Source organism: Anaeromyxobacter oryzisoli, assembly GCF_022690765.1.
GTDB classification, from domain to species: domain Bacteria; phylum Myxococcota; class Myxococcia; order Myxococcales; family Anaeromyxobacteraceae; genus Anaeromyxobacter; species Anaeromyxobacter oryzisoli.
Genome location: NZ_JALCZA010000055.1, coordinates 1 through 19,562, shown reverse-complemented (window position 1 = coordinate 19,562; position 19,562 = coordinate 1). Strand labels below are relative to the sequence as shown.

General features: G+C 73.5%; 19 protein-coding genes. 6 read left to right on the top strand and 13 right to left on the bottom strand.

Annotated features, from left to right (window positions below; genetic code table 11):
- Positions 1-261 precede the first annotated feature (261 nt).
- Genes serC through lpxB form a run of 4 tightly spaced genes read right to left on the bottom strand, consistent with a single transcriptional unit; the run spans position 262 to position 4,027 of the window.
- Positions 262-1,389, bottom strand: a complete 1,128-nt coding sequence (gene serC / locus MNZ27_RS16340; RefSeq protein WP_242395160.1) for a 3-phosphoserine/phosphohydroxythreonine transaminase — start codon at positions 1,387-1,389, stop codon at positions 262-264.
- 40 nt (positions 1,390-1,429) lie between these two features.
- Positions 1,430-2,083 carry a MarC family protein gene (locus MNZ27_RS16335; RefSeq protein WP_242395159.1) on the bottom strand — a complete coding sequence of 218 codons (654 nt, stop codon included), beginning with the start codon at positions 2,081-2,083 and terminating at the stop codon, positions 1,430-1,432.
- A 19-nt stretch (positions 2,084-2,102) separates the two neighbouring features.
- Entirely contained in the window at positions 2,103-2,858 is a 756-nt protein-coding gene (locus MNZ27_RS16330) for a polyprenol monophosphomannose synthase (RefSeq protein ID WP_242395158.1), read from the bottom strand.
- Between the two features lie 26 nt (positions 2,859-2,884).
- The gene (gene lpxB / locus MNZ27_RS16325) at positions 2,885-4,027 is read right to left on the bottom strand and encodes a lipid-A-disaccharide synthase (RefSeq protein ID WP_242395157.1); all 1,143 of its coding nucleotides are present in this window, start codon (positions 4,025-4,027) and stop codon (positions 2,885-2,887) included.
- 108 nt (positions 4,028-4,135) lie between these two features.
- Here lpxB and MNZ27_RS16320 point away from each other — a divergent pair, with 108 nt between their 5' ends.
- Positions 4,136-4,555 (top strand): hypothetical protein, encoded by a 420-nt coding sequence (locus tag MNZ27_RS16320; RefSeq protein ID WP_242395156.1) that lies wholly within the window; start codon positions 4,136-4,138, stop codon positions 4,553-4,555.
- A gap of 350 nt (positions 4,556-4,905) precedes the next feature.
- On the opposite strand, the gene MNZ27_RS16315 is transcribed toward MNZ27_RS16320, so the two are convergent.
- From MNZ27_RS16315 to MNZ27_RS16300, 4 genes are all read right to left on the bottom strand, one after another.
- A complete protein-coding gene (locus tag MNZ27_RS16315; protein WP_242395155.1) occupies positions 4,906-5,211 on the bottom strand; it encodes an ArsR/SmtB family transcription factor in 306 nt (101 codons plus the stop codon).
- Positions 5,212-5,350: 139 nt separating this feature from the next.
- On the bottom strand, positions 5,351-6,763 hold the full coding sequence (locus MNZ27_RS16310; RefSeq protein ID WP_242395154.1) for a cytochrome C: 1,413 nt from the start codon (positions 6,761-6,763) through the stop codon (positions 5,351-5,353).
- 73 nt (positions 6,764-6,836) lie between these two features.
- Positions 6,837-7,538 (bottom strand): YeeE/YedE thiosulfate transporter family protein, encoded by a 702-nt coding sequence (locus MNZ27_RS16305; protein WP_242395153.1) that lies wholly within the window; start codon positions 7,536-7,538, stop codon positions 6,837-6,839.
- Positions 7,535-8,050 carry a YeeE/YedE thiosulfate transporter family protein gene (locus tag MNZ27_RS16300; protein WP_242395152.1) on the bottom strand — a complete coding sequence of 172 codons (516 nt, stop codon included), beginning with the start codon at positions 8,048-8,050 and terminating at the stop codon, positions 7,535-7,537. The genes MNZ27_RS16305 and MNZ27_RS16300 overlap by 4 nt, the downstream gene beginning before the upstream one ends.
- Positions 8,051-8,512: 462 nt before the next feature.
- Between MNZ27_RS16300 and MNZ27_RS16295 the strand changes: the two genes are divergently transcribed.
- Both MNZ27_RS16295 and MNZ27_RS16290 read left to right on the top strand, forming a co-directional pair.
- A complete protein-coding gene (locus MNZ27_RS16295) occupies positions 8,513-9,856 on the top strand; it encodes a sensor histidine kinase (protein ID WP_242395151.1) in 1,344 nt (447 codons plus the stop codon).
- Position 9,857: 1 nt separating this feature from the next.
- Entirely contained in the window at positions 9,858-10,256 is a 399-nt protein-coding gene (locus tag MNZ27_RS16290; protein ID WP_242395150.1) for a response regulator, read from the top strand.
- 8 nt (positions 10,257-10,264) lie between these two features.
- Here MNZ27_RS16290 and MNZ27_RS16285 read toward each other — a convergent pair whose 3' ends face one another.
- Positions 10,265-10,846, bottom strand: a complete 582-nt coding sequence (locus tag MNZ27_RS16285; protein WP_242395149.1) for an LOG family protein — start codon at positions 10,844-10,846, stop codon at positions 10,265-10,267.
- 95 nt (positions 10,847-10,941) lie between these two features.
- Here MNZ27_RS16285 and MNZ27_RS16280 point away from each other — a divergent pair, with 95 nt between their 5' ends.
- Genes MNZ27_RS16280 through MNZ27_RS16270 form a run of 3 tightly spaced genes read left to right on the top strand, consistent with a single transcriptional unit; the run spans position 10,942 to position 14,368 of the window.
- The gene (locus MNZ27_RS16280; RefSeq protein ID WP_242395148.1) at positions 10,942-11,640 is read left to right on the top strand and encodes a succinate dehydrogenase cytochrome b subunit; all 699 of its coding nucleotides are present in this window, start codon (positions 10,942-10,944) and stop codon (positions 11,638-11,640) included.
- A 1-nt stretch (position 11,641) separates the two neighbouring features.
- Positions 11,642-13,555 (top strand): fumarate reductase/succinate dehydrogenase flavoprotein subunit, encoded by a 1,914-nt coding sequence (locus MNZ27_RS16275; RefSeq protein ID WP_242395147.1) that lies wholly within the window; start codon positions 11,642-11,644, stop codon positions 13,553-13,555.
- Between the two features lie 9 nt (positions 13,556-13,564).
- The gene (locus MNZ27_RS16270) at positions 13,565-14,368 is read left to right on the top strand and encodes a succinate dehydrogenase/fumarate reductase iron-sulfur subunit (RefSeq protein WP_242395146.1); all 804 of its coding nucleotides are present in this window, start codon (positions 13,565-13,567) and stop codon (positions 14,366-14,368) included.
- 279 nt (positions 14,369-14,647) lie between these two features.
- Here the strand turns inward: MNZ27_RS16270 and MNZ27_RS16265 are convergent, their stop codons facing one another.
- The 4 genes from MNZ27_RS16265 to MNZ27_RS16250 form a co-directional block, all read right to left on the bottom strand.
- The gene (locus MNZ27_RS16265) at positions 14,648-15,790 is read right to left on the bottom strand and encodes a glycosyltransferase (RefSeq protein ID WP_242395145.1); all 1,143 of its coding nucleotides are present in this window, start codon (positions 15,788-15,790) and stop codon (positions 14,648-14,650) included.
- 28 nt (positions 15,791-15,818) lie between these two features.
- Positions 15,819-17,090, bottom strand: a complete 1,272-nt coding sequence (locus MNZ27_RS16260) for an O-antigen ligase family protein (RefSeq protein ID WP_242395144.1) — start codon at positions 17,088-17,090, stop codon at positions 15,819-15,821.
- Between the two features lie 19 nt (positions 17,091-17,109).
- Positions 17,110-18,285, bottom strand: coding sequence for a glycosyltransferase (locus MNZ27_RS16255; RefSeq protein WP_242395143.1), 1,176 nt, complete (start codon positions 18,283-18,285; stop codon positions 17,110-17,112).
- A gap of 75 nt (positions 18,286-18,360) precedes the next feature.
- A partial coding sequence (locus MNZ27_RS16250) for a polysaccharide deacetylase family protein (protein WP_242395142.1) occupies positions 18,361-19,562 on the bottom strand: 1,202 nt, incomplete at its 5' end.

Here is a 19,562-nt window from a genome sequence, read left to right as displayed (position 1 = left end):
TGAGGGGCGCGGCCGTTTTCGCCGTCCGTGACATCGCGTCCGGCGACTCGCCTAGCATGCAACGGGCCCCCCGCCTGCGCATGGCTTCTTTCGACGCGACACCCATGGGGGCCCCGCCGGGACCCGCGCGCCTACGCCACGCCGACCGGGCGGCGCGGCGGCCGCCGGGCGCGGCGGCGCGCGCCCCTGCGATCGCGCGTCGTGGCCATACCCGCCGCTTCGAGCCCTCGCGAGCGCTCGACGCGGGCGGGCGGTCCGCCGTCAGCCCCGCCTGGCGAACCCCTGCATGAGCTCGCAGAGCGCGTCGATCCACGCCGGCTCCACGGCGTTGTACGCCGACACGCGGATCCCGCCGACGGAGCGGTGGCCCTTGAGGCCCACCATCCCCTGCGCCTTCGCCTCCTTCACGAACCGCTCCTCGTCGGCCTCGGTCGGGAGCCGGAAGACGAGGTTCATCACCGAGCGGCTCTCCCGCTCCACCGGGCAGCGGTAGAAGGACGCGTTCGCGTCGATGACGGCGTAGAGCTTCGCGGCCTTCTCGCGGTTCCGCTGCTCCATCGCCGCGAGCCCGCCGAGCCCCTTCAGCCAGGCGAGCACGTTGCGGATCATGTAGATCCCGAAGGTCGGCGGCGTGTTGTAGAGCGACTTGTTGTCGGCCGCCGTCCTGAGCTGGAAGATCTTCGGGATGTCCTTCCGGCCGGCGGCGACGAGGTCCTTCCGGACGATCACGACCACCACGCCCGAGGGGCCGATGTTCTTCTGCGCCCCCGCGTAGATCAGGCCGAACCGCGACACGTCGATCGGCCTCCACAGGAAGTCCGAGGACATGTCCACCACGAGCGGCACCTTGCCTGCGTCCGGGAAGGGACGCGCCGGGGTGACCTCGTACTCGACGCCGTGGATCGTCTCGTTCGAGGTGAGGTGGACGTACGCCGCGTCCGGCGCGAGCCGGAGGTCCTTCGCCGTCGCGGCCCGGACGAAGCGCTTGTCCTTCCCCTCCCCCTCCCCGGTCGTCCCGGCGAGGCGCGCGCCCGCGCCGAGCATGGCCGTCGCGGTCTTCGCCTCGGCGAGCGCCTTGTCGCCCCAGGCGCCGGTGACGACGTAGTCCGCGCTGCGTCCCCGCTCGACGAGGTTCATCGGGATCTGCGCGAAGAGCTGGGACGCGCCGCCCTGGAGGAACAGGACGTCGTACGCGTCGGGGACCGAGAGCAGCTCGCGGACGAGGGCGATCGCCTCGTCGTGCACGGCCTCGTAGTCCTTGCCCCGGTGCGAGTGCTCCATCACCGACATGCCGCTCCCGGAGAAGTCGAGGAACTCGTCGAGCGCGCGCTGGAGCGCGGGCAGGGGCAGGGCAGCGGGTCCGGCGTTGAAGTTCTTGGCGCGGCTCATGAGCGTCCTCGCGTTCGGGGAAGAGAAGGGGGAGCTGGATCTAGTTCGGATGGAGGAGCCGTGGCAACCCTTCCGACAGGCCGTCCAGCATGAACTGGATGGCCACGGCCACGAGCAGGAGCCCCGCGGCGCGCTCCAGGATGGCGAGGCCGGTGCGGCCGAGGACCTTCTCGGTCCGCGTGGCGCCGGCCAGGATCAGGTAGCTCGCCGCGGCCGTCACGACGATCGCGGCGAGGACGGCGAGCTTGAACCACACCACCTCGCCGTGCGTGCGGGCCATGAGGACGATGCTCGTCGCGATCGAGCCCGGCCCCGCGAGGAGGGGCATCGCGAGCGGGACGATGGCGATGTCCTCCTTGTCGGCCCCGGCCTGGATCTCGCCCTCGGTGATGCGGGTCCGCGACGGCTGGGTCCGGATCATGTCGAGGGCGAGGAGCAGCAGCACCACGCCGCCCGCGACCTTGAACGCCCCGAGGCTGATCCCGAGGAGGCGGAAGATCCACTCCCCGGTGACCGCGAAGGTGGCGAGCACGCCCCCGGCGGTGATCGAGGCGCGGAGCGCGGTGACGCGCCGCGCGCGCGCGTCCTGCTCGCTCGTCAGCGCGAGGAAGAACGGCACCGCCGAGAACGGGTCCACGACGAAGAAGATCGCCGAGAGCGAGACGACGAACGCCGCGAGGAGCTCCCCCAGCATCGCGGCGCAGGATACACGGTCAGGCGGCCCGGGGGGCCTTCCCTCGCGCGGCGTCCCGCGCGAACGGCGAGAGGCGGATCGCCCAGACCTTCCGGATCGCCTCGAGGACGATCCGCCGCGACATCTTCGAGTGGCCGACCCGGCGGTCGGCGAACACGATGGGCACCTCGGCCACGGAGAAGCCCGCCCGGATCGCCCGGTAGGTCAGCTCGATCTGGAAGGCGTAGCCCGAGCACTCGACGCTGCCGAGCGCGATCGCCTCGAGCACCTCGCGCCGGAAGCACTTGAACCCCCCGGTGAGATCGCGCACGCGCACCCCGAGGATGGTCCGGGCGTAGAGGCTCCCGCCCCGCGAGAGCAGCTTCCGCCCGAGGCCCCAGTTCACCGTGCCGCCCCCCGGGACGTACCGCGACCCGAGCACGAGGTCGGCCTCCTGCGCCCGCGCGAGCAGCGCGGGCAGGTACTTCGGGTCGTGCGAGAAGTCGGCGTCCATCTCGAGGACGAGGCCGTAGCCCCGCTCGAGCGCCCAGGCGAACCCCGCGAGGTACGCCTTGCCGAGGCCTTCCTTGCCGGCGCGGTGCAGGACCTTCACGCGCGGCTCGCGCGCCGCGAAGGCGTCGGCCAGCGCGCCGGTGCCGTCCGGAGAGTTGTCGTCGATGACGAGGACGTCCACCCCTGGCGCCGCGGCGAGGATCGCCGCCAGGATCGCCTCGAGGTTCTCCCGCTCGTCGTACGTCGGCAGGCACACCACCGCCCGGCGCGCTTCACCCGTCATCGTCACCTCAGCCGTTCCGCGACCCGTCATCTCGTCCCCCCCATCGCCCCCACCACCTCTTCCGCCACCCTGCGCGCGGCGCCCGGCTCCCCCAGCGACGCGCGGACCTCGCGCAGCCCGGCGAGCTGCGCCTCCCGCGCGCCGGAGTCGTCGAGCAGCCGCTCGATCTCCGCCGCCATCCGCGCCGGGTTCGCCTCGCGCTGGAGCAGCTCCGGGACGAGCCCCCGCCCAGCCAGGATGTTCACGAGCGCGAAGTGCGCGATCCGCACGAGGAGGCGCCCCACGAGGTACGAGAGCCACGAGAGCTTGTAGACGACGACCATCGGCCGGAGCATGAGCGCGCTCTCGAGCGTGGACGTCCCGCTCTTCACGAGCGCGGCGTCGCTCGCCCCCACCACCTCCTCGGTCCGGCCGTCCACGAGCTTCACCTCGAGGCCGGCGTGGCGCGCGAGGTACGGCTCGAGCGTCGCGCGCGCGAGCGTCGGGGCGACGGGCACGACGAACTGCGCGTCCGGGTGGCTCGCCTTGAGCCGCTCCGCGGCGTCGAGCATCGGCGGCAGCAGCCGCTGCAGCTCCGAGTGCCGGCTGCCGGGGACCAGGGCGATGGTGGTGCGCGCCGGCGCCAGCCCGAGCTCGGTCCGGTACGCCTGCGGCGTGGCGGGGAGCGGCTTCTCGGCGAACGGGTGCCCGACGAAGCGCGCCGACACCCCGGTCCCCTGGTAGAAGCGCTCCTCGAACGGCAGGATGCAGAGCATCCGGTCCACGAGCTTCGCGATCTTCTTCGCGCGCCCCTGGCGCCACGCCCAGATCGTCGGGGACACGTAGTAGACGACGGGGATCCCGAGCTTCTTCAGCTTCGCGGCGAGCCGCAGGTTGAAGTCCGGGAGATCCACGAGCAGGGCCGCCTTCGGGCGGCGCTCCGCCGCGGTCCGCGCGAGGGATCGCAGGATGCCGAGGATCCGCGGGATGCGCGGGAGCACCTCCGCGATCCCCATGACCGAGATCTCCTCGGCGGGGGCGACGACCTCGAGCCCGAGCGCCCGGAGCTTCGGACCGCCGACGCCGAACGCCCGGAGCTCCGGGCGCATCCGGCGCAGCTCCTCCAGCGCGCGTGAAGCGTGAAGGTCGGCGCTCGCCTCTCCGGCGACGATCAGGATCTCCTCAGGCATCGCGGGTGCTTATAGCACGCGTTCTGCCGCCGACCCGTCGCACCCGCACGTGTCAGGCATTGCCGCGCAGGCGATTTCGTGCTGATGTCGGGCGGGGGGATACATCCAATGGGAGCCGACCGCGTTCGGGAGTACGCGTTGCTCGGGATCACGGTCGTCGCGCTGTCCGCGGCGACCGCGGTGCAGTACTTCGTCATCTACCTCGACGTCATCGTGCCTGCCGCCAGGGGGCCGCTCGCGCCCGCCCCGTGGATGTGGGTCGCCCTGTTCGTGCCGGAGCTGCTGGTCTGCTTCGTCGCGGGCTGGAGGCTGCGCAGCCCGGTCGCGATCGCCACGTACGCGGTCGTCGCGGCGTTCCACCGGTCCGCGTGGTCCTGGGCGCTCACCCAGGCGGATCCTTCGGTATGGCCGAGGCCGGCGATGTCGCCGGGGCTGGGCCTCCTCACGGGGGCGATCGTGTACCTCGCGATCTTCTGGGCCGCCTCGGCCTCGGCGCGCACCCCGGGGTTCGTCCCCCGCTGCGGTTAGCGAGCACCGCGACGGCTCCCCTCGACGCGCGCGGCGCCCGCGGCGAGCGACGCGCGGCGACGAGCCGCTCCGGCGCCGCCCGAAGTGAATTCGGGCGCTTCACCCCACCCGCCACCCCGCTCACGCGGGGCGGCCTGATAGCGCCTCTCGGTTGGGTCGAGCCCGTCGCGAGGCACACGATGCCGTCGCCGAGCCGGGGCACACGACGACGGAGCAGCGCAGGCGTGCCTGGAAGGCACGTCGAGCAGCGGACGGAGGAGTCTGCCCGGCGCAGGCAGGCAGCGTGCGCCGCAGCAGGGCTCAGCCCAATCGAGCGGCGCTGTGAGCTCGTCGAATTCTTCGACAAGCTCTCAGCGCCTGCACCGCTCCATGCACGTGACGAGGCCGCGCAGGTTCCGCTCGACGATGCGGTAGGTCGCGAAGCCGTCCTCGCGGCGCGCGGCGACGAGGCCGTGGCTGCGGAGGATCCTGAGCTGCTGGGAGACGATCGCGGGGACCGTGTCGAGGTCCGTGGCGAGCGCGCTCACGTTTCGCGGCCGCTCGCAGAGGAGCGCGACGATGCGCAGCCGGATGGGGTGGGCGACGGCCTTCAGCACCTCGGCGATCTTGCCGGCGCGGTCCGGGTCGCCCGAGATGGTCAGCGTCCGCTTGCTCATCACTCCAGTCTAGCCCGCCCGGACGCCGCGTGGAAACCGCGCGGCGCCGCCCGCCGCGTCGAGCGACGCGAGCGGGTGACGCCGTCGGCCGCACCGCCCCGGCCCGCCACGCGGCGAGCCGGGGCGCGCGACCGGAGGCCTACCAGGCTTCCTTCTTCTGCTCCTTCGCGTTCAGCTTGCTGAACCAGAGCTCGGCGCTGTTGAGCTTGCGGCGAGCGATCTCGGCCTTGGAGTACCCGAGCGCCTCGAAGTTCAGCGGGCCGTTCTGCTGGTGGCAGCGGTCGCAGGTCAGGGCCTTGGTCCGCGTCACGAGGTGGCTGTTCGCGAAGTAGATCGTCTGCCACCCCGGCACCGGCTTCACGTTCTTGAGGCCGAGGGTCTTCGCCGCGGACGCCACGCCGGCGAGCGCGTCACCGGTCGCGGTGGGCTGCGCGAAGTCCATCGAGAGGAGGTGGCCGGTGCTGCGATCGAAGAAGGCGCGCCCCTCGTAGATCTTGAACGGGTAGATCTTGCTCTTCTTGTCGGCGCGGCTGCCCTTCGGGCCGATGAAGTGCGGGTCGTTGCGGACCGTCCCGTTGAACCAGGCGTAGACCGGCGTCGTCGAGGCCGGCTCGCGCTTGATGGTGGTCGGCTCCCAGAAGCCCGAGTTCGCGTCCTTCGTCCAGCTCGTGAAGTCCTTCGCCACCGCGCCGCCCGTCGTCGGGATGTGGCAGGTCTGGCAGGCGATCCGCGCGGTGTGCGCGTCGTAGTCGGCGTCCTTGTGGGGCTTGTCGCCGTGGCAGTCGGTGCACGCGACCCGCACGCCGTCGTTCGCCCAGTTGTTCGGGTCGAAGCCGGTCGGGATCTTGTGGTCCTTCGCCTTGTGGCAATCGACGCAGACCATGCCCTTCGCCGCGTGGGCGTCGTGCGCCGCGTCGAACGCGAAGCCGCGCTTGATGAGCGGCCCGCCGCCGGCGGCCTCGTGGCAGGTCATGCAGTTCTTCACGCCCGGCTTGCCGACCGCGAGGGCCGCCTCGACGCTGCGGTCCTGGGAGATCGCGACCTTGCCGTCGGCGGTCTTGACGGGCTTGCGCTTCGAGTAGTTGTAGTTCGACGAGTGGCAGAGGAGGCAGTCCACCGCCGCCTCGGCCTCGGGGCCGGTCGAGGCGACGTTCGAGAGGTGGTCGCCCGGGTGGCAGGTGTTGCAGCCCGTGAGCTTGGCCTTCCCGAGACCGTTCTTCGGGGTCTCCTTCAGGTTGTTCACGGTGTCGTTGCCGTTGCAGAACGAGTAGATCCGGTTCTGCATCCCGTACTCCTTCGAGGGATCGACCCCCTCGACGTTCGGGACCTTGGACGCGTGCTTCCAGTGCACGGTGCCGAGGAAGGCCTTCGCGGTGCCGGGGTGGCACTCCTCGCAGGTGGAGGGGCCCTTGTACCCGTTCTGCTTGATGTAGTCGTTGCCGGGGTGTTCCTTCGCGGCGGGCGCGGCCTTCGCCGGGGCCGACGCCGCCATGGCGGGCGCGGCGGCGGCGACGGCGATGGCGCCGAGCAGCGTGCGAGCGAGCTTCTTCATGTACGATCTCTCCTGAGGGCGCCGGGGGGCGTCCACTCGAAGGTTCTCCTGGGGCACTGCGGTGAGCGTCGGATCAGCGGGCGGCCGATCCGACGACGGGGATGGCGAGCGTGGCGAGCCCGGCGAGGGCGAGGGCCACGAAGCCGAGGAACACGGCGGAGCGCGTCCGCCCGGGGGCGGCGGTGCGCCCCCCGTTGACGATCCGCTCGATCCGCTCGGCGCCGACGAACGCGGCGAGGGCGATCACGGTGATCGCCGCCGTCAGCACGGCGTGCGGGACGTGGAGCCAGTCGTAGAGGTGGAACGAGCCGCGCCGCCCGGCGTCGTGGAAGCCGCGCAGGTACGGCTGGAGCTCCGAGTAGACGAGCGACCCGACGATCAGGCCGGCCACGGTGACGAGCCCGTCGAGCTTGCCGGACGCCGCGGCCACCAGCGAGGTCCCGGGGCAGTAGCCGGCGACGATGAAGCCGACGCCGAGCAGGACGCCGCCCACGATCATGGGCCAGAGGTAGGTCGTGTACCCGGCGTTCAGCGCCGAGAGATCCGCCACGCCGACGCCGGACAGGATCACGATGCCCAGCATCGCCGTGACGATGGCGCTGAACATCACCTTGAAGACGGTGAGATCCGACCCGTAGAACTGGCCCGCCAGCTTCTGGGCGCGGCCGAAGCCCACGCGCTCGAGCACGAACCCGAAGGCCATGCCGGCGACCACCGCGAAGGCGAGCCCGAGGGCACGGCGCTCGTCGGAGAGGGACTCGAAGGGCAGGATCATCGCCACTGCCTCCGCACGAGGTACGCGAACCCGTAGCCGCCCGCGAAGACGGACAGCATGAAGGCCCAGGAGCCGACGGACAGGAGGGCGCCGCCGGACAGCCCCTGGCCGGAGGTGCAGCCCCGCGACATGCGGGCCGCCGCGCCCATCAGGATCCCGCCCGCGAGCGCGAGCGCGAGGCGCGGCGCGGCGCCGAACGAGGGGCCGCGGAGGATCTCCCGCCCGAGCCGGCCCGAGGTGTACGCGCCGAGGGCGGCGCCGATCACCATGCCGAGCACCTCGAAGACGATCCAGTCGTTCAGCGGGCTGCCGTCCTCCAGGGTCGAGGCCAGCGCGGGCACCTTCGCCACGTGCGCGGGCGCCACCGCGTTCTCGATCCACGCGCCGAGCCGAAAGCTCGCGCCCGACGCGCCGAGTCCCCTCCCCATCACCAGGAAGGTGACGAGGAGCACGAGCCCGAGCGCGACGCCGCCCAGGTAGGGGTTCCAGAAACGATCGGGGTTCCTCTGCATCAGCACAGTTCCTCCGACTCCGCGCGCCGGCGTCCGGACGCCGTTCGGCGGCTGGACCTTGGAGCCGGGCGCTCGTGAAATGGTTCCAGTTCACCTAGAGATTTCTCTAGGTCGTTAGCTCACTTGATCTGGATCGTGCCGGCGGCGCCCCGGGCGCACCCCGTGCGCGAACGACGGCGCAGGATTCGCGCGGACCCCCTCCGGCCCGGACGCGCTGCTCGAGAGCGAGGCCTGGGACGCGCTCTCGAGCGCGGCGCCCGGGGCCGCCTCCCCGCGGCGCCGCGCTGCCGCGCTGCGTCGAGCGTGGCTGTGCGGCGAGCGAGGACCGACGCCGCGCCCGCCGCCGCGCGGAGGCTCGCGGCATGGCCGAGGGGTGGGGAGGTCTCGCCGGGCCGTCCGGACGGGCGCCCGTCCCTCGCCGACCGGATGAAAAGCCTCGGCGGCGAGGCTAGAGAACCCGACGTGAGGCGTCCCTGCGCCATCGCCGGCCCGTCTCCCGCCACGGCCGATCGGCGGCCGCGTGCCCGGATCGCGCCGCCGTCCGGGATGGGGCGGCGCCGCCCCTGGTCGCCCGGGCGGATCGTGGCGGTGTACGTCGTCCTCTCGCTCGCGTGGGCCGGGCTGACGGGACTTCTCGTGCAGCGCCTCTTCGGAGACCCGAGGTATCAGGAGCTCGTGCGGACCGCGAACCGCGCGGCGTTCGTGGTGCTCTCGTCCCTGCTCTTGTACGCGCTCATACGCCGGAGCGAGTCGGAGGTCCGCCGGTTCGGCGCGGAGCTCCGATCCGCCTTCGACAACATGGCCGACGGCTTGCTGCTGGTGGACTCCGAGATGCGGGTCGTGGACGCGAACCGGGCCGCGGTGGAGCTGCTCGGCACCGCGTCGAAGAAGGACCTGCTCGGGCCCATCGAGGACTGGGCGAAGCGCTTCGCCCTGAGGTACCCCGACGCGAGCCCCGTCCCGTTCGAGCGCTACGCGACGCGACGGGCCCTCGCGGGGGAGGCGGTCGTGCCGTACGAGGGCATCATGCGGCGCGCGGACGGGCGCGAGCTGTTCGTGAGCATCTCCGCCGCGCCGCTGGCGGGGATGGGCCTCGCCGTGACGGTCATCCGCGACATCTCGGCGGCGCGCCGGCTCGAGGAGGTCAGGGACGAGTTCCTCGCGACCGCCGCCCACGAGCTCAAGACGCCGCTCGCCGTCATCAAGGCCTACGCCCAGCTCGTCGAGCGTCGCGCGCCCGCGGACGCCCAGCCCCTCGCCGCGATCGAGCGCCAGGTCGATCGCCTGGATCGCCTGGTACAGCACCTCCTCGACACGTCGCGCCTCCACCTCGAGGGCGAGGCGCGCCGCGAGCGGCTGGACCTCGGCGTGCTGGCGCGCGAGGTGGTGGACCGGGCCCGGCGCGGCGCGCCGCGGCACACGTTCACCGTCGAGGCGCCCGCGCCGGTGATGGTGAGCGTCGATCGGGCGCGGCTCGCGCGGGTCGTGGCCGGGCTCCTCGACAACTCCGTCCGCTTCTCGCCGGCCGGCGGACCGGTCGCGGTGCGGGTGGAGGTGGACACCGGCGAGGCGGTGCTCTCGGTGACCGATCACGGCGTCGGCATCCCGCGGGAGCAGCAGGCGCGCGTGTTCGAGCGTTACTACCACGCGCACGGGGGCGGCGCGGACGACTCGGCCGGGATCGGGCTCACCCTCGAGGTGAGCCGCGCGATCGTGGAGCGCCACGGCGGCCGGATGACCTTCGAGAGCGTCGCCGGGCAGGGCTCGACCTTCTTCGTCCACCTCCCGCTGGCGGCGGGCGCCTGAGATGCCCCTCTCCTCCGTGCTCGTCGTCGAGGACGACCCCGACCTCCTCGCCCTGCTCGACATGGTGCTCGCCGGCGCGGGGTACCGGGTGCGGACCGCCGCGCACGGCGCGGAGGCGCTCGAGCGCGTCTTGGAGGAGATGCCCGGGGTCATCCTACTCGACATGCGGATGCCGATCATGAATGGGTGGGAGTTCGCCCGCGAGCTCCAGGCCCGGTACGATCACCCGTGCCCGATCGTCGTCCTCACCGCGGCGGAGAACGCGGACCAGCGCGCGGCCGAGATCGGCGCCGAGGGCTGGCTCTCGAAGCCGTTCGACATCGACGACGTCCTCGCCTCGGTCGCGCGGCAGCTCGCGGCGCGCGCCGGCGGCGCGCCCGTCGCCCCGCCCGGTGCGTGACGGGACCACTACGACGTCCGATCGTCGATCCAGCGCTCGACCGGCGGCGGGGCGTAGCGCTCGAACGCGTCGAGGAGCGCCGCCAGGTCGGAGGCCACGTGGAGCTCGCCGCGGTGCTCCGGCCTCAGGAACCCCTCCGCGACGGCGTGGTCGAGGAACGCGATGAGCGGCTGGTAGTAGCCGGCGACGTCGAGGAGCCCGCACGGCTTCCGGTGCAGCCCGAGCTGGGCCCAGGTGAGGATCTCCGCGAGCTCCTCGAGCGTGCCGAGGCCGCCCGGGAGCGCCACGAAGCCGTCGGCGAGCTCGGCCATCTTCGCCTTCCGCTCGTGCATCGACCGGACGACGTGGAGGCTGGTGAGCCGCGGGTGCGCCAGCTCCCGGAGCTGGAGCGCCCGGGGGATCACCCCGATGACCTCCCCGCCCGCGTCCAACGCGCCGTCCGCGACCGCCCCCATCAGCCCCACCGACCCGCCGCCGTACACGAGCGCGAGCCCCCGGCGCGCGAGCGTCCGCCCGGCGGCGTGGGCCGCCTCCAGGTGGACGGGAGCCCGGCCGCCGCTCGCGCCGCAGAACACGCAGATGCGTCTCATAGGACGCGCGAGCGTAAGCCAACGGCCGCGCGACGCGAAGCGGAATCCGGATGGGCCGTCGCCGGCCCTCCAGGGCGAACGCAGCGTGTGGGCGCATGGCGACGGAGGCCAGACCGGAGCAGCCGCCGGCGCGCGCGTCGCGCCTCGGCCTGCTCTGGGAGAGCGCCATCGGCAAGAAGGCGCTGATGGCCGCGACCGGCGTCGTCCTGTTCCTCTACGTCTTCTTCCACATGCTCGGGAACCTCCAGATCTTCATGGGGCCCGGGCAGCTCGACCGGTACGCGCGCCTGCTCCACGCCAGCCCGCAGCTCCTCTGGACCGTCCGCGCCTTCCTGCTCTGCGCCCTGGCGATCCACGTGGTCGCCGGCGTGCAGCTCGACCTCTCCGCCCGCGAGGCGCGACCGGTCCGCTACCAGGAGCTCCGGTCGACCCACTCCTCCACGGCGTCGCGCACGATGATCTGGAGCGGCCTCCTCATCCTCGCGTTCGTCGTCTACCACCTGCTCGATCTGACCGTGGGCGTCGCGAACCCGGGCTTCCGCGAGGGCGAGGTCTACCACAACGTGCTCGTGACCTTCGGCCGGGGGGTCGGCGTCCTCGCGTACGTCGTCGCGATGGTCGCCCTCGGCTTCCACCTGTGGCACGGCGTCTGGTCGCTCTTCCAGTCGCTCGGGCTCTCCAGCCGCCGCGTGACCCCGGGGCTCCAGCGGTTCGCCGCCGCGGTCGCGGTGATCCTCACGCTCGGCTTCTCCTCGATCCCGATGGCGGTCCTGATCGGGATCCTCCGGCCCTGACATGGACCTCGACGCCAGGATCCCGGCGGGCCCGATCGAGCAGAAGTGGCAGCGGCGCCGGTACGAGCTGAAGCTCGTGAACCCCGCCAACAAGCGGCGGCACCGGCTGATCGTGGTCGGGACGGGGCTGGCCGGCGGCGCGGCCGCGGCCTCGCTCGGCGAGCTCGGCTACGAGGTGCTGTCCTTCTGCTTCCAGGACAGCCCGCGCCGCGCCCACTCCATCGCCGCGCAGGGCGGCATCAACGCGGCGAAGAACTACCAGAACGACGGCGACTCGGTCCTCCGGCTCTTCTACGACACCGTGAAGGGCGGCGACTTCCGCTCGCGCGAGGCGAACGTCTACCGGCTCGCCGAGCTGTCGGTGAACATCATCGACCAGTGCGCCGCGCAGGGCGTCCCGTTCGCCCGCGAGTACGGCGGCGAGCTCGCGAACCGCTCCTTCGGCGGCGCCCTCGTCTCGCGCACCTTCTACGCGCGCGGCCAGACGGGCCAGCAGCTCCTCCTCGGCGCGTACCAGGCGCTGCAGCGCCAGGTGGCGGCGGGGACGGTGCGGCCGTTCCCGCGCACGGAGATGCTCGACCTCGTGGTGGTGGACGGCCGGGCGCGGGGGATCGTGGTGCGGGATCTCGTGACCGGCCGGATCTCGTCGCACGCCGCCGACGCCGTGATCCTGTGCACCGGCGGGTACGGGAACGTCTTCTACCTGTCCACGAACGCGCGCGGCTCGAACTGCACCGCCATCTGGCGTGCCTACCGGAAGGGCGCCTGGTTCGCGAACCCCTGCTTCACCCAGATCCACCCGACCTGCATCCCGCGCTCCGGCGAGTACCAGTCCAAGCTCACGCTCATGAGCGAGTCGCTCCGGAACGACGGCCGGATCTGGGTGCCGAAGACCGGGGGCGACCGCCGCCCGCCGGGCGAGCTCCCCGACGCCGACCGCGACTACTTCCTCGAGCGGATGTACCCCACCTACGGCAACCTCGCGCCGCGCGACGTCGCCTCGCGCGCGGCGAAGGCGGTCTGCGACGAGGGGCGCGGCGTCGGGCCGGGCGGGCTCGGCGTGTACCTCGACTTCCGCGAGGCGTTCGCGCGGCTCGGCCGACGGGTCCTCGACGACCGCTACGGCAACCTGTTCGACATGTACCAGCGCATCACGGGCGAGGATCCGCACGACGCGCCGATGCGGATCTACCCGGCCGTCCACTACACGATGGGCGGACTCTGGGTGGACTACGACCTGATGAGCACGATCCCCGGCCTGTTCGTCGGCGGGGAGGCGAACTTCTCCGACCACGGCGCGAACCGGCTCGGCGCGAGCGCCCTCATGCAGGGGCTCGCGGACGGCTACTTCGTCCTGCCCTACACGGTGGGCGACTACCTCGCCCGCGGCGGGCTCGCCAGGCTCGACCCGAGCCACCCGGCGTTCCGGGACGCCGAGCGCGCCGTCTCGGAGCGCACCCGCCACCTCCTGTCGATCGGCGGGTCCAGGCCGGTGACCCACTTCCACCGCGAGCTCGGGACGCTGCTCTGGGAGGACTGCGGGATGGCGCGCAGCCGGGCGAGCCTCGAGCACGCGCTCGGCGAGATCCCGAGGATCCGGGCGGCGTTCGAGCGCGACCTGCGCGTCACGGGCAGCGGCGAGGAGCTGAACGACGAGCTCGAGCGGGCTGGCCGCGTGGCCGACTACTTCGAGCTCGCCGAGCTGATCTGCTTCGACGCCCTCCACCGCGACGAGTCGGCCGGCGCGCACTTCCGCGTCGAGCACCAGACGCCCGACGGCGAGGCGCAGCGCGACGACGCCCGGTTCGCGTACGTCGCGGCCTGGCAGTGGAACGGCCCGATCACCGCCCCCACGCTGCACCGCGAGCCGCTCACGTTCGAGCACGTCCCGCTCCAGCAGCGCAGCTACAAGTGAGGAGGCCGCGTGCGGATCGTCCTCGACATCTGGCGGCAGCGCGGCCCACGCGACCCCGGCCGCTTCGTGCGGTACGAGGTGCCGGACGTCAGCGAGCACATGTCCTTCCTCGAGATGCTCGACGTCCTGAACGTCGGGCTCGTGGAGCGGGGCGACGATCCCGTGGCGTTCGACTCCGACTGCCGCGAGGGCATCTGCGGCATGTGCGGCTTCCTCGTGAACGGCGACCCGCACGGGCCCACCCACCACGCCACCATCTGCCAGACGCACATGCGCCACTTCGCCGACGGCGACACGCTCCGGCTCGAGCCATGGCGCGCGGCGGCGTTCCCGGTGATCAAGGATCTGGTGGTGGACCGGAGCGCCTTCGACCGGATCATCGCGGCGGGCGGCTACGTCACGATCCGGACCGGGAGCGCGCCCGAGGCGAACGCGATCCTCGTGCCGAAGACGGACGCCGACCGCGCGATGGAGGCGGCGGCGTGCATCGGCTGCGGCGCGTGCGTCGCCGCGTGCCCGAACGCGTCCGCCGCGCTCTTCACCGGCGCGAAGATCTCGCACCTCGGCCTGCTGCCGCAGGGCCAGCCCGAGCGCGCCAGGCGGGCCGTCACCATGGCGGTGCAGGCGCGCGAGGAGGGCTTCGGTCACTGCACCAGCATCGGCGAGTGCGCTGCGGTCTGCCCGGCGAGCATCCAGCTCGAGGTGATCGCCCGGATGAACCGCGACTTCGTGAAGGCGACGCTGACCGGCCGCGACGAGGCGGCGCCGGTCGCGGTGTTCCCCCGGCGGGGGCCGGCGGGCGGCGGCGGCTGACGTTCGAGCCGGGAGGCTGCTGTGACCATGCCCGTCACCATGCCCGTCACCATGCCCGTCACCATGCCCGTCACCGTGCCCGTCACCGTCACCGGCTTCTCCGTGATCCGTGAACCGCTCTCCCGTCGCCCGTGGCCCGACCCCCGTGACCCGACGGATTCACGGGCCACGGGACGCGGGAGACGGGAGCCGGGCACGGGAGGCGGTGACGGAACACGGTCACGGAGACGGGAGGCCCGTTCCGCTCGGCCGACTCGGTCGCGTGCGCCCGCCCCCCGCCTACGCCGCCCCGTACACGATCCGGGGGGCGCGCGTGGCGGTGAGGTCCCGGTAGAGCGCCTCGTAGCCGAGGCGCATCTGCTCGAGGCTGAACTCCCGCTCGACGATCTTCCGGCCGCGCTCCCCCATCCTGGCGCGCAGGGCGGGATCCCGCAGCAGATCGAGGATCCGGCGCCCGAGCGCGGCGGGGGCGCCGGGCGGGACGAGGAAGCCGTTCTCGCCCTCGCGGACCAGCTCGGGCGAGCCGCCGACCGCCGTCGAGACCACCGGCAGCCGCAGCGCCATCCCCTCGAGGATCGCGTTCGAGAGCCCCTCGGCGTAGCTCGCCGACACCGCGATCGCGGCGCGGGCCAGGATCGCCGGACCGTCGCGCCGGTGGCCGAGGAAGTGGCAGCGGCCCGCGATGCCGAGCTGCCGCGCCTGGCGCTCGAGCAGCGGCCGGCGCTCGCCGTCGCCCACCAGCACGAGGTGCGCGGCCGGGCGCGCGCGGAGGACCTCGTGCATCGCGACGAGGAGGTCCCCCTGCCCCTTCACCGGGTGGTGCATGTTCGCGACGCAGACCACGCCGCGGGGCTCCGGCGCGGGCGGATCGGGCGGCGCGGCGGCCGCCCGGTCCAGCTCGACGAGATCGACGCCGTTCCGGACCACCGCGATCCGATCCGGCTCGACGCCCTCGCGGATGCAGAGATCCCGGATGCAGAGCGCGTTCACCAGCACGCGGTCCGCCCGCCGCGAGGCGGCGGCGAGGAGCGGCCGGCGGTAGCCGACGAGGTGGTGCCCCAGATCCACGCGGGTCACGATCGCCGGCACGCCGGCCAGGCGCGCGACGAGCACGCCGAGGACGTTGGTGTAGACGTCCTGGGCGTGGACGAGGGCGATCCGCTCCGCCTGGACGAAGCGGACGAGGCGCGCGAGCTGCCAGGCCGTGTTCGGCCGGAGCATGCGGCGGCCCACGTCGAAGACCACGGGGCGCACGCCGACGGCGGCGAGGTCGTCGAGGTGCTCGCCGTCGAGGTGGAGGACCGCCACCACGGGCTCGTACCGCGCCCGATCCACGGTCCGCACGTGCAGCACCGTCTGCCGCTCCTGTCCGCCGAGGCGGAACCGGTTCTGGAAGATCAGCACCTTGATCGGCGCGCCCATCGACTCGCCCTTTCACCCGCGCCGCTCGTCACTCCGCGGCGGCGGCCGCCCGGGTGCGCGCGATGCTCGACACCGCCGCGGCGCACGCGAACAGGAAGTAGAGGAACCACGAGAGCGAGTAGCCGTTCACCATCTCGCAGACGAGGTACCCCGCGAGCGCCGCGAAGATCGCCCGCGCCTCCGCGCCGACCAGCGCGTCGTCTCCGGCGCGCCAGGTGCGCCAGAGCAGCCACCCGCAGAAGGCCGCGAACAGGCCGAAGGCGAGCACGCCGAGCTCCCCGATGATCTCGAGCAGGACGTTGTGGGCGACGTAGCGGTGCCCGCCGGCCTCGAGCGGCGCGTACGGGCCCCAGGCGTCGATGAAGGCGCCCGCGCCCACGCCGGCGAGCGGGCGATCCTCCACGATGCGCCCGAGCACCATCCAGGCGTGCCGGCGGCCGATGACCGAGGCGTCCTCCTCGTAGGCGGCGATGGTGGCGGACCGCACCCAGAACGTGCGGGGCGCGAGCACGGCGAGCCCGAGCGCGATGACGCCCGCCACCACCGCGCCGCGCAGGGCGACGCCTCGACCGCGGAGCAGGTAGAGCAACCCGGCGAGCGCGGCGGCGACCGAGCCCGAGCGCGAATGGGTGAGCACGACGGCGGCGATCTGCGCCGTCGCCACGCCCGCGAACAGGAGCCGCGGCGCGAGCCGCCGCGCCGTGAAGGCGCCGTACAGCGCGAACGGCAGGACGGCGACGAGGCTCATCGCGAGCCGGTTCGGGTCGCCGTAGAGCCCCCGCCAGTGCGTCCGGAAGCCCTCGACCAGCTGATCGTCCCTCACCCACACCCAGATCCCGCCCAGCGCGGGTCCGAGCGACGCGAGCGCCGCCACGAGCAGGAAGCGGCGCAGGCGGGCCGGCGTGTCGAGGCCGTTCTGCACGGCCACGAACACCACCGCCATCTTCATGCCCTCGATCGCCGCCTTCGCGGTGTCCGGCTGCGAGAGGGTCCACGCGAGGGAGAGCGGGATGAACGCGAGGTAGGCGAAGAGCGCGAGGGAGCCGGCGCCGCCGATCCGGATCCGCTCGCCGGAGGTCAGGCGGTGCATGATCACCGCCGCCGCCGCGATCCCCATCGAGACGAAGCCGAGCCGCAGCAGCTCGAACCACGTCCACCAGTACATCGGGTTCGAGTAGAGGAGCGCCACGAACGCGACCGCCGCGCCGTGCGCGAGATCGCGCCAGCGCCCGGAGGCGCGGGCGAGCGCCGCCTCGCGCGCGAGGAGGGCCTCGTCGAGGGCCACCGCTCGTGCTCGCATCCGGTACCGCCTCCTCCCCTCAGCGCGTGGCCGCGCGTGCCTCGCCCGCGCCGCGCGCCTCCGCGGCGGCGACGTGCGCCCGGAGCTCGTCCACCTTCGCCTCCCACCCCTCGCCGCGCACCAGCGCGGACCGCGCCTCGGACGGGCCGCCCGACCGGAGCGCCTCCCCGACCGCCGCCACGAACTCGTCCGCCGTGCGCGTCACCGTGCACCCCGGGATCCGCCGCAGCTCCGGCAGATCGGTGCAGACGTTGGGCAGCCCGGCCGCGACGTACTCGCGCGCCTTGAGCGGGTTCGCCGCCAGCGCCAGCTCGTTGCGCCGGAACGGGGTGAGCGCGACGTCGAAGCCGCGGCACCAGGCGGGCAGCTCGGCGTACGGGCGGCGCCCGAAGAGGTGGACGTTCCGGGCTCCCTCGAGCGGCCGGAGATCGGCGATCGCCTTCCCGAGGAGCACCACCGAGGCGCGCGGGTAGGCATCCGCCACGCGCCGGACGAGCTCGAGGTCGATCCAGTCCGCGAGGAGCCCGAAGAAGCCGATCACCGGGCGCGGCAGCCGCGCGAGCGGCGCGGGGACCGCGAGGGTCGGATCGAGGGCGCGCGCGAAGTGCGCGTGATCCACGCCGTGCCGGACCAGGACGGTGCGCGGGTTCACCTCGCGCTTGGCGGCGAGGAGCCGCTCGGACGAGACGATCACGAGATCGGCGCGCCGCAGCAGCCGGCGCTCGAGCTCGGCGACGTGGCTCGACGCGTCGCTGAAGGCGGAGAACTCGTCCACCGCGTGGTAGACGACCAACGCCTCGCCGAGGGTGCCCGCCACCGCCGCCGCGCTCGGGAGGAAGCTCCACGAGACGACGTCCCGCAGGCCGAGGCGGCGCATCGCGCCCAGCACCTGGAGCCGGAGCAGGTGCCCGTTCGCCGCCCGGGCGATGGCGCTCCCGTACGCCGGCACGTAGAGCGGCGGGAGCACGTGCAGGTTCGGCTCCGCGAGGAACGTCCCCCGCGCGACGTCCCGCAGCTTCTTCCAGATCCGGGCCGCGTCCGCCGCCGTCGCCCGGGGCGCGCGGTTCCCGATCGAGTTCACCCACAGGACGCGGTTCTCCCGGGCGAGGATCCGCATGATGTGGGTCTTCGACAGGGGGTCCCCGTCCCAGTCGTTGGAGAAGCAGACGATGTCCCGACCCTGGAGCGCCCGCACGGCTGGGAAGGTGGGCGCGCCGGCGGCCCGCCGGCCACCGTCCGGTGGGGTCGGCGCGCCCGGGGCGCGGCGCCGTCACCGGGCGGGCGCCCCTCCGCGGTCGTCCGCGAGGCGCTCGCCCGCGACGGCCCGCGCGAGCCCCAGCGCGCCGAACACGCCCTCGAGGTTGCAGGTGGCGAGCGCCGGGCTGTAGCCGCGGGGGCCCAGGGTGGTGTTCTCCCAGACCATCTTGCGCCGGAGCGCGAGGGGATCGCCGCCCCGGACGTTCTCGCGGTCCTCGGTCGTCACCGCCGCCTCGAACCCCAGCGCCGCCACGGCGCGGCGCAGCGCCGGCGTGTGGTAGCCGTTCGGGTACGCGAACAGGCGCGGCGCGCGCCCCAGCCGCCGCGCGATCGCGTCACGGCAGCCGGCGATCTCGCGGCGGGCGTCGCAGGGCGCGAGGTTCGGCAGCACCGCGTGCCGGACGGTGTGGCCGCCGATGTCCACCCCGCTCGCGGCGAGCCCCCGGACCTCCTCCCAGTCCACCAGCCGGGTCCCGTGCGGGAGGTCGACGTCGGTCATCCCCACGCGCGCCATCAGGGCGCCCGCGACCCGCTCGAGCAGGTCGTGCGGGAGGCGGGCGATGAGCCGGTCGAGGGTCTCCGCCGGCCCCCCCTCCCCGCACGCGTCGAGCAGCGCCTGGAGCTCGCGCTCGAGGCCGGCCCGCTCCGCGGGGATCCCGCGGACCTGGAGCTCGGTGAGCGCGGCGTGGAGCCGGTCGTGCGGGAGCCGCCGCGGCGTCCCGACGTAGCCCGTGGCGAGGAACGCCGTGGCGGGGAAGCGGAGCGCGCGCAGGATCGGAAGCGCGATCCCGTACAGGTCGGCGTAGCCGTCGTCGAAGGTGACCGTCACCGCGTCGCGCCGCGGCCGCGCCGCGGGCCGCTCGGACAGGATCCGGCGCGCGTCGGCGAAGGAGACGACCTCGCGCGTCCGGGCGAGCTGCTCGAGCTGGCGGCGGAGCGTCGGCGCCGAGACGAGGAGGGACGCGAGCCCCTCCCGCGCGTCGGCGTCGTACGCGTGCGTGACGCGGTGGTACGACACGACCAGGACGCGGGCGCCGCCTGCCTCGCGCCGCCGGAGCGCGCCGACCGCGCGGTGCGCGCCCACCGCGGTGAGCCCGCGCGCCAACACCACCTTGAGCGCCCGCCGCGCGATCCACCGCGGGCTCCCGTCCGCTCGCTCCGGCATGGCCCTACCCCGCCTCCTCCGCGCCACGTCCCGGCGGCGCGCCGCCGGCC

What these genes read in the sequence shown, in the direction of transcription:
- MNZ27_RS16335 (WP_242395159.1), bottom strand. Translation starts at nt 2,083, where the DNA reads ATGCTGGGGGAGCTCCTCGCGGCGTTCGTCGTCTCGCTCTCGGCGATC.
- MNZ27_RS16275 (WP_242395147.1), top strand. Translation starts at nt 11,642, where the DNA reads ATGGACCTCGACGCCAGGATCCCGGCGGGCCCGATCGAGCAGAAGTGG.
- serC (WP_242395160.1), bottom strand. Translation starts at nt 1,389, where the DNA reads ATGAGCCGCGCCAAGAACTTCAACGCCGGACCCGCTGCCCTGCCCCTG.
- MNZ27_RS16300 (WP_242395152.1), bottom strand. Translation starts at nt 8,050, where the DNA reads ATGCAGAGGAACCCCGATCGTTTCTGGAACCCCTACCTGGGCGGCGTC.
- MNZ27_RS16305 (WP_242395153.1), bottom strand. Translation starts at nt 7,538, where the DNA reads ATGATCCTGCCCTTCGAGTCCCTCTCCGACGAGCGCCGTGCCCTCGGG.
- MNZ27_RS16290 (WP_242395150.1), top strand. Translation starts at nt 9,858, where the DNA reads ATGCCCCTCTCCTCCGTGCTCGTCGTCGAGGACGACCCCGACCTCCTC.
- MNZ27_RS16280 (WP_242395148.1), top strand. Translation starts at nt 10,942, where the DNA reads ATGGCGACGGAGGCCAGACCGGAGCAGCCGCCGGCGCGCGCGTCGCGC.
- MNZ27_RS16315 (WP_242395155.1), bottom strand. Translation starts at nt 5,211, where the DNA reads ATGAGCAAGCGGACGCTGACCATCTCGGGCGACCCGGACCGCGCCGGC.
- MNZ27_RS16285 (WP_242395149.1), bottom strand. Translation starts at nt 10,846, where the DNA reads ATGAGACGCATCTGCGTGTTCTGCGGCGCGAGCGGCGGCCGGGCTCCC.
- MNZ27_RS16260 (WP_242395144.1), bottom strand. Translation starts at nt 17,090, where the DNA reads ATGCGAGCACGAGCGGTGGCCCTCGACGAGGCCCTCCTCGCGCGCGAG.
- MNZ27_RS16320 (WP_242395156.1), top strand. Translation starts at nt 4,136, where the DNA reads ATGGGAGCCGACCGCGTTCGGGAGTACGCGTTGCTCGGGATCACGGTC.
- MNZ27_RS16330 (WP_242395158.1), bottom strand. Translation starts at nt 2,858, where the DNA reads ATGACGGGTGAAGCGCGCCGGGCGGTGGTGTGCCTGCCGACGTACGAC.
- lpxB (WP_242395157.1), bottom strand. Translation starts at nt 4,027, where the DNA reads ATGCCTGAGGAGATCCTGATCGTCGCCGGAGAGGCGAGCGCCGACCTT.
- MNZ27_RS16310 (WP_242395154.1), bottom strand. Translation starts at nt 6,763, where the DNA reads ATGAAGAAGCTCGCTCGCACGCTGCTCGGCGCCATCGCCGTCGCCGCC.
- MNZ27_RS16265 (WP_242395145.1), bottom strand. Translation starts at nt 15,790, where the DNA reads ATGGGCGCGCCGATCAAGGTGCTGATCTTCCAGAACCGGTTCCGCCTC.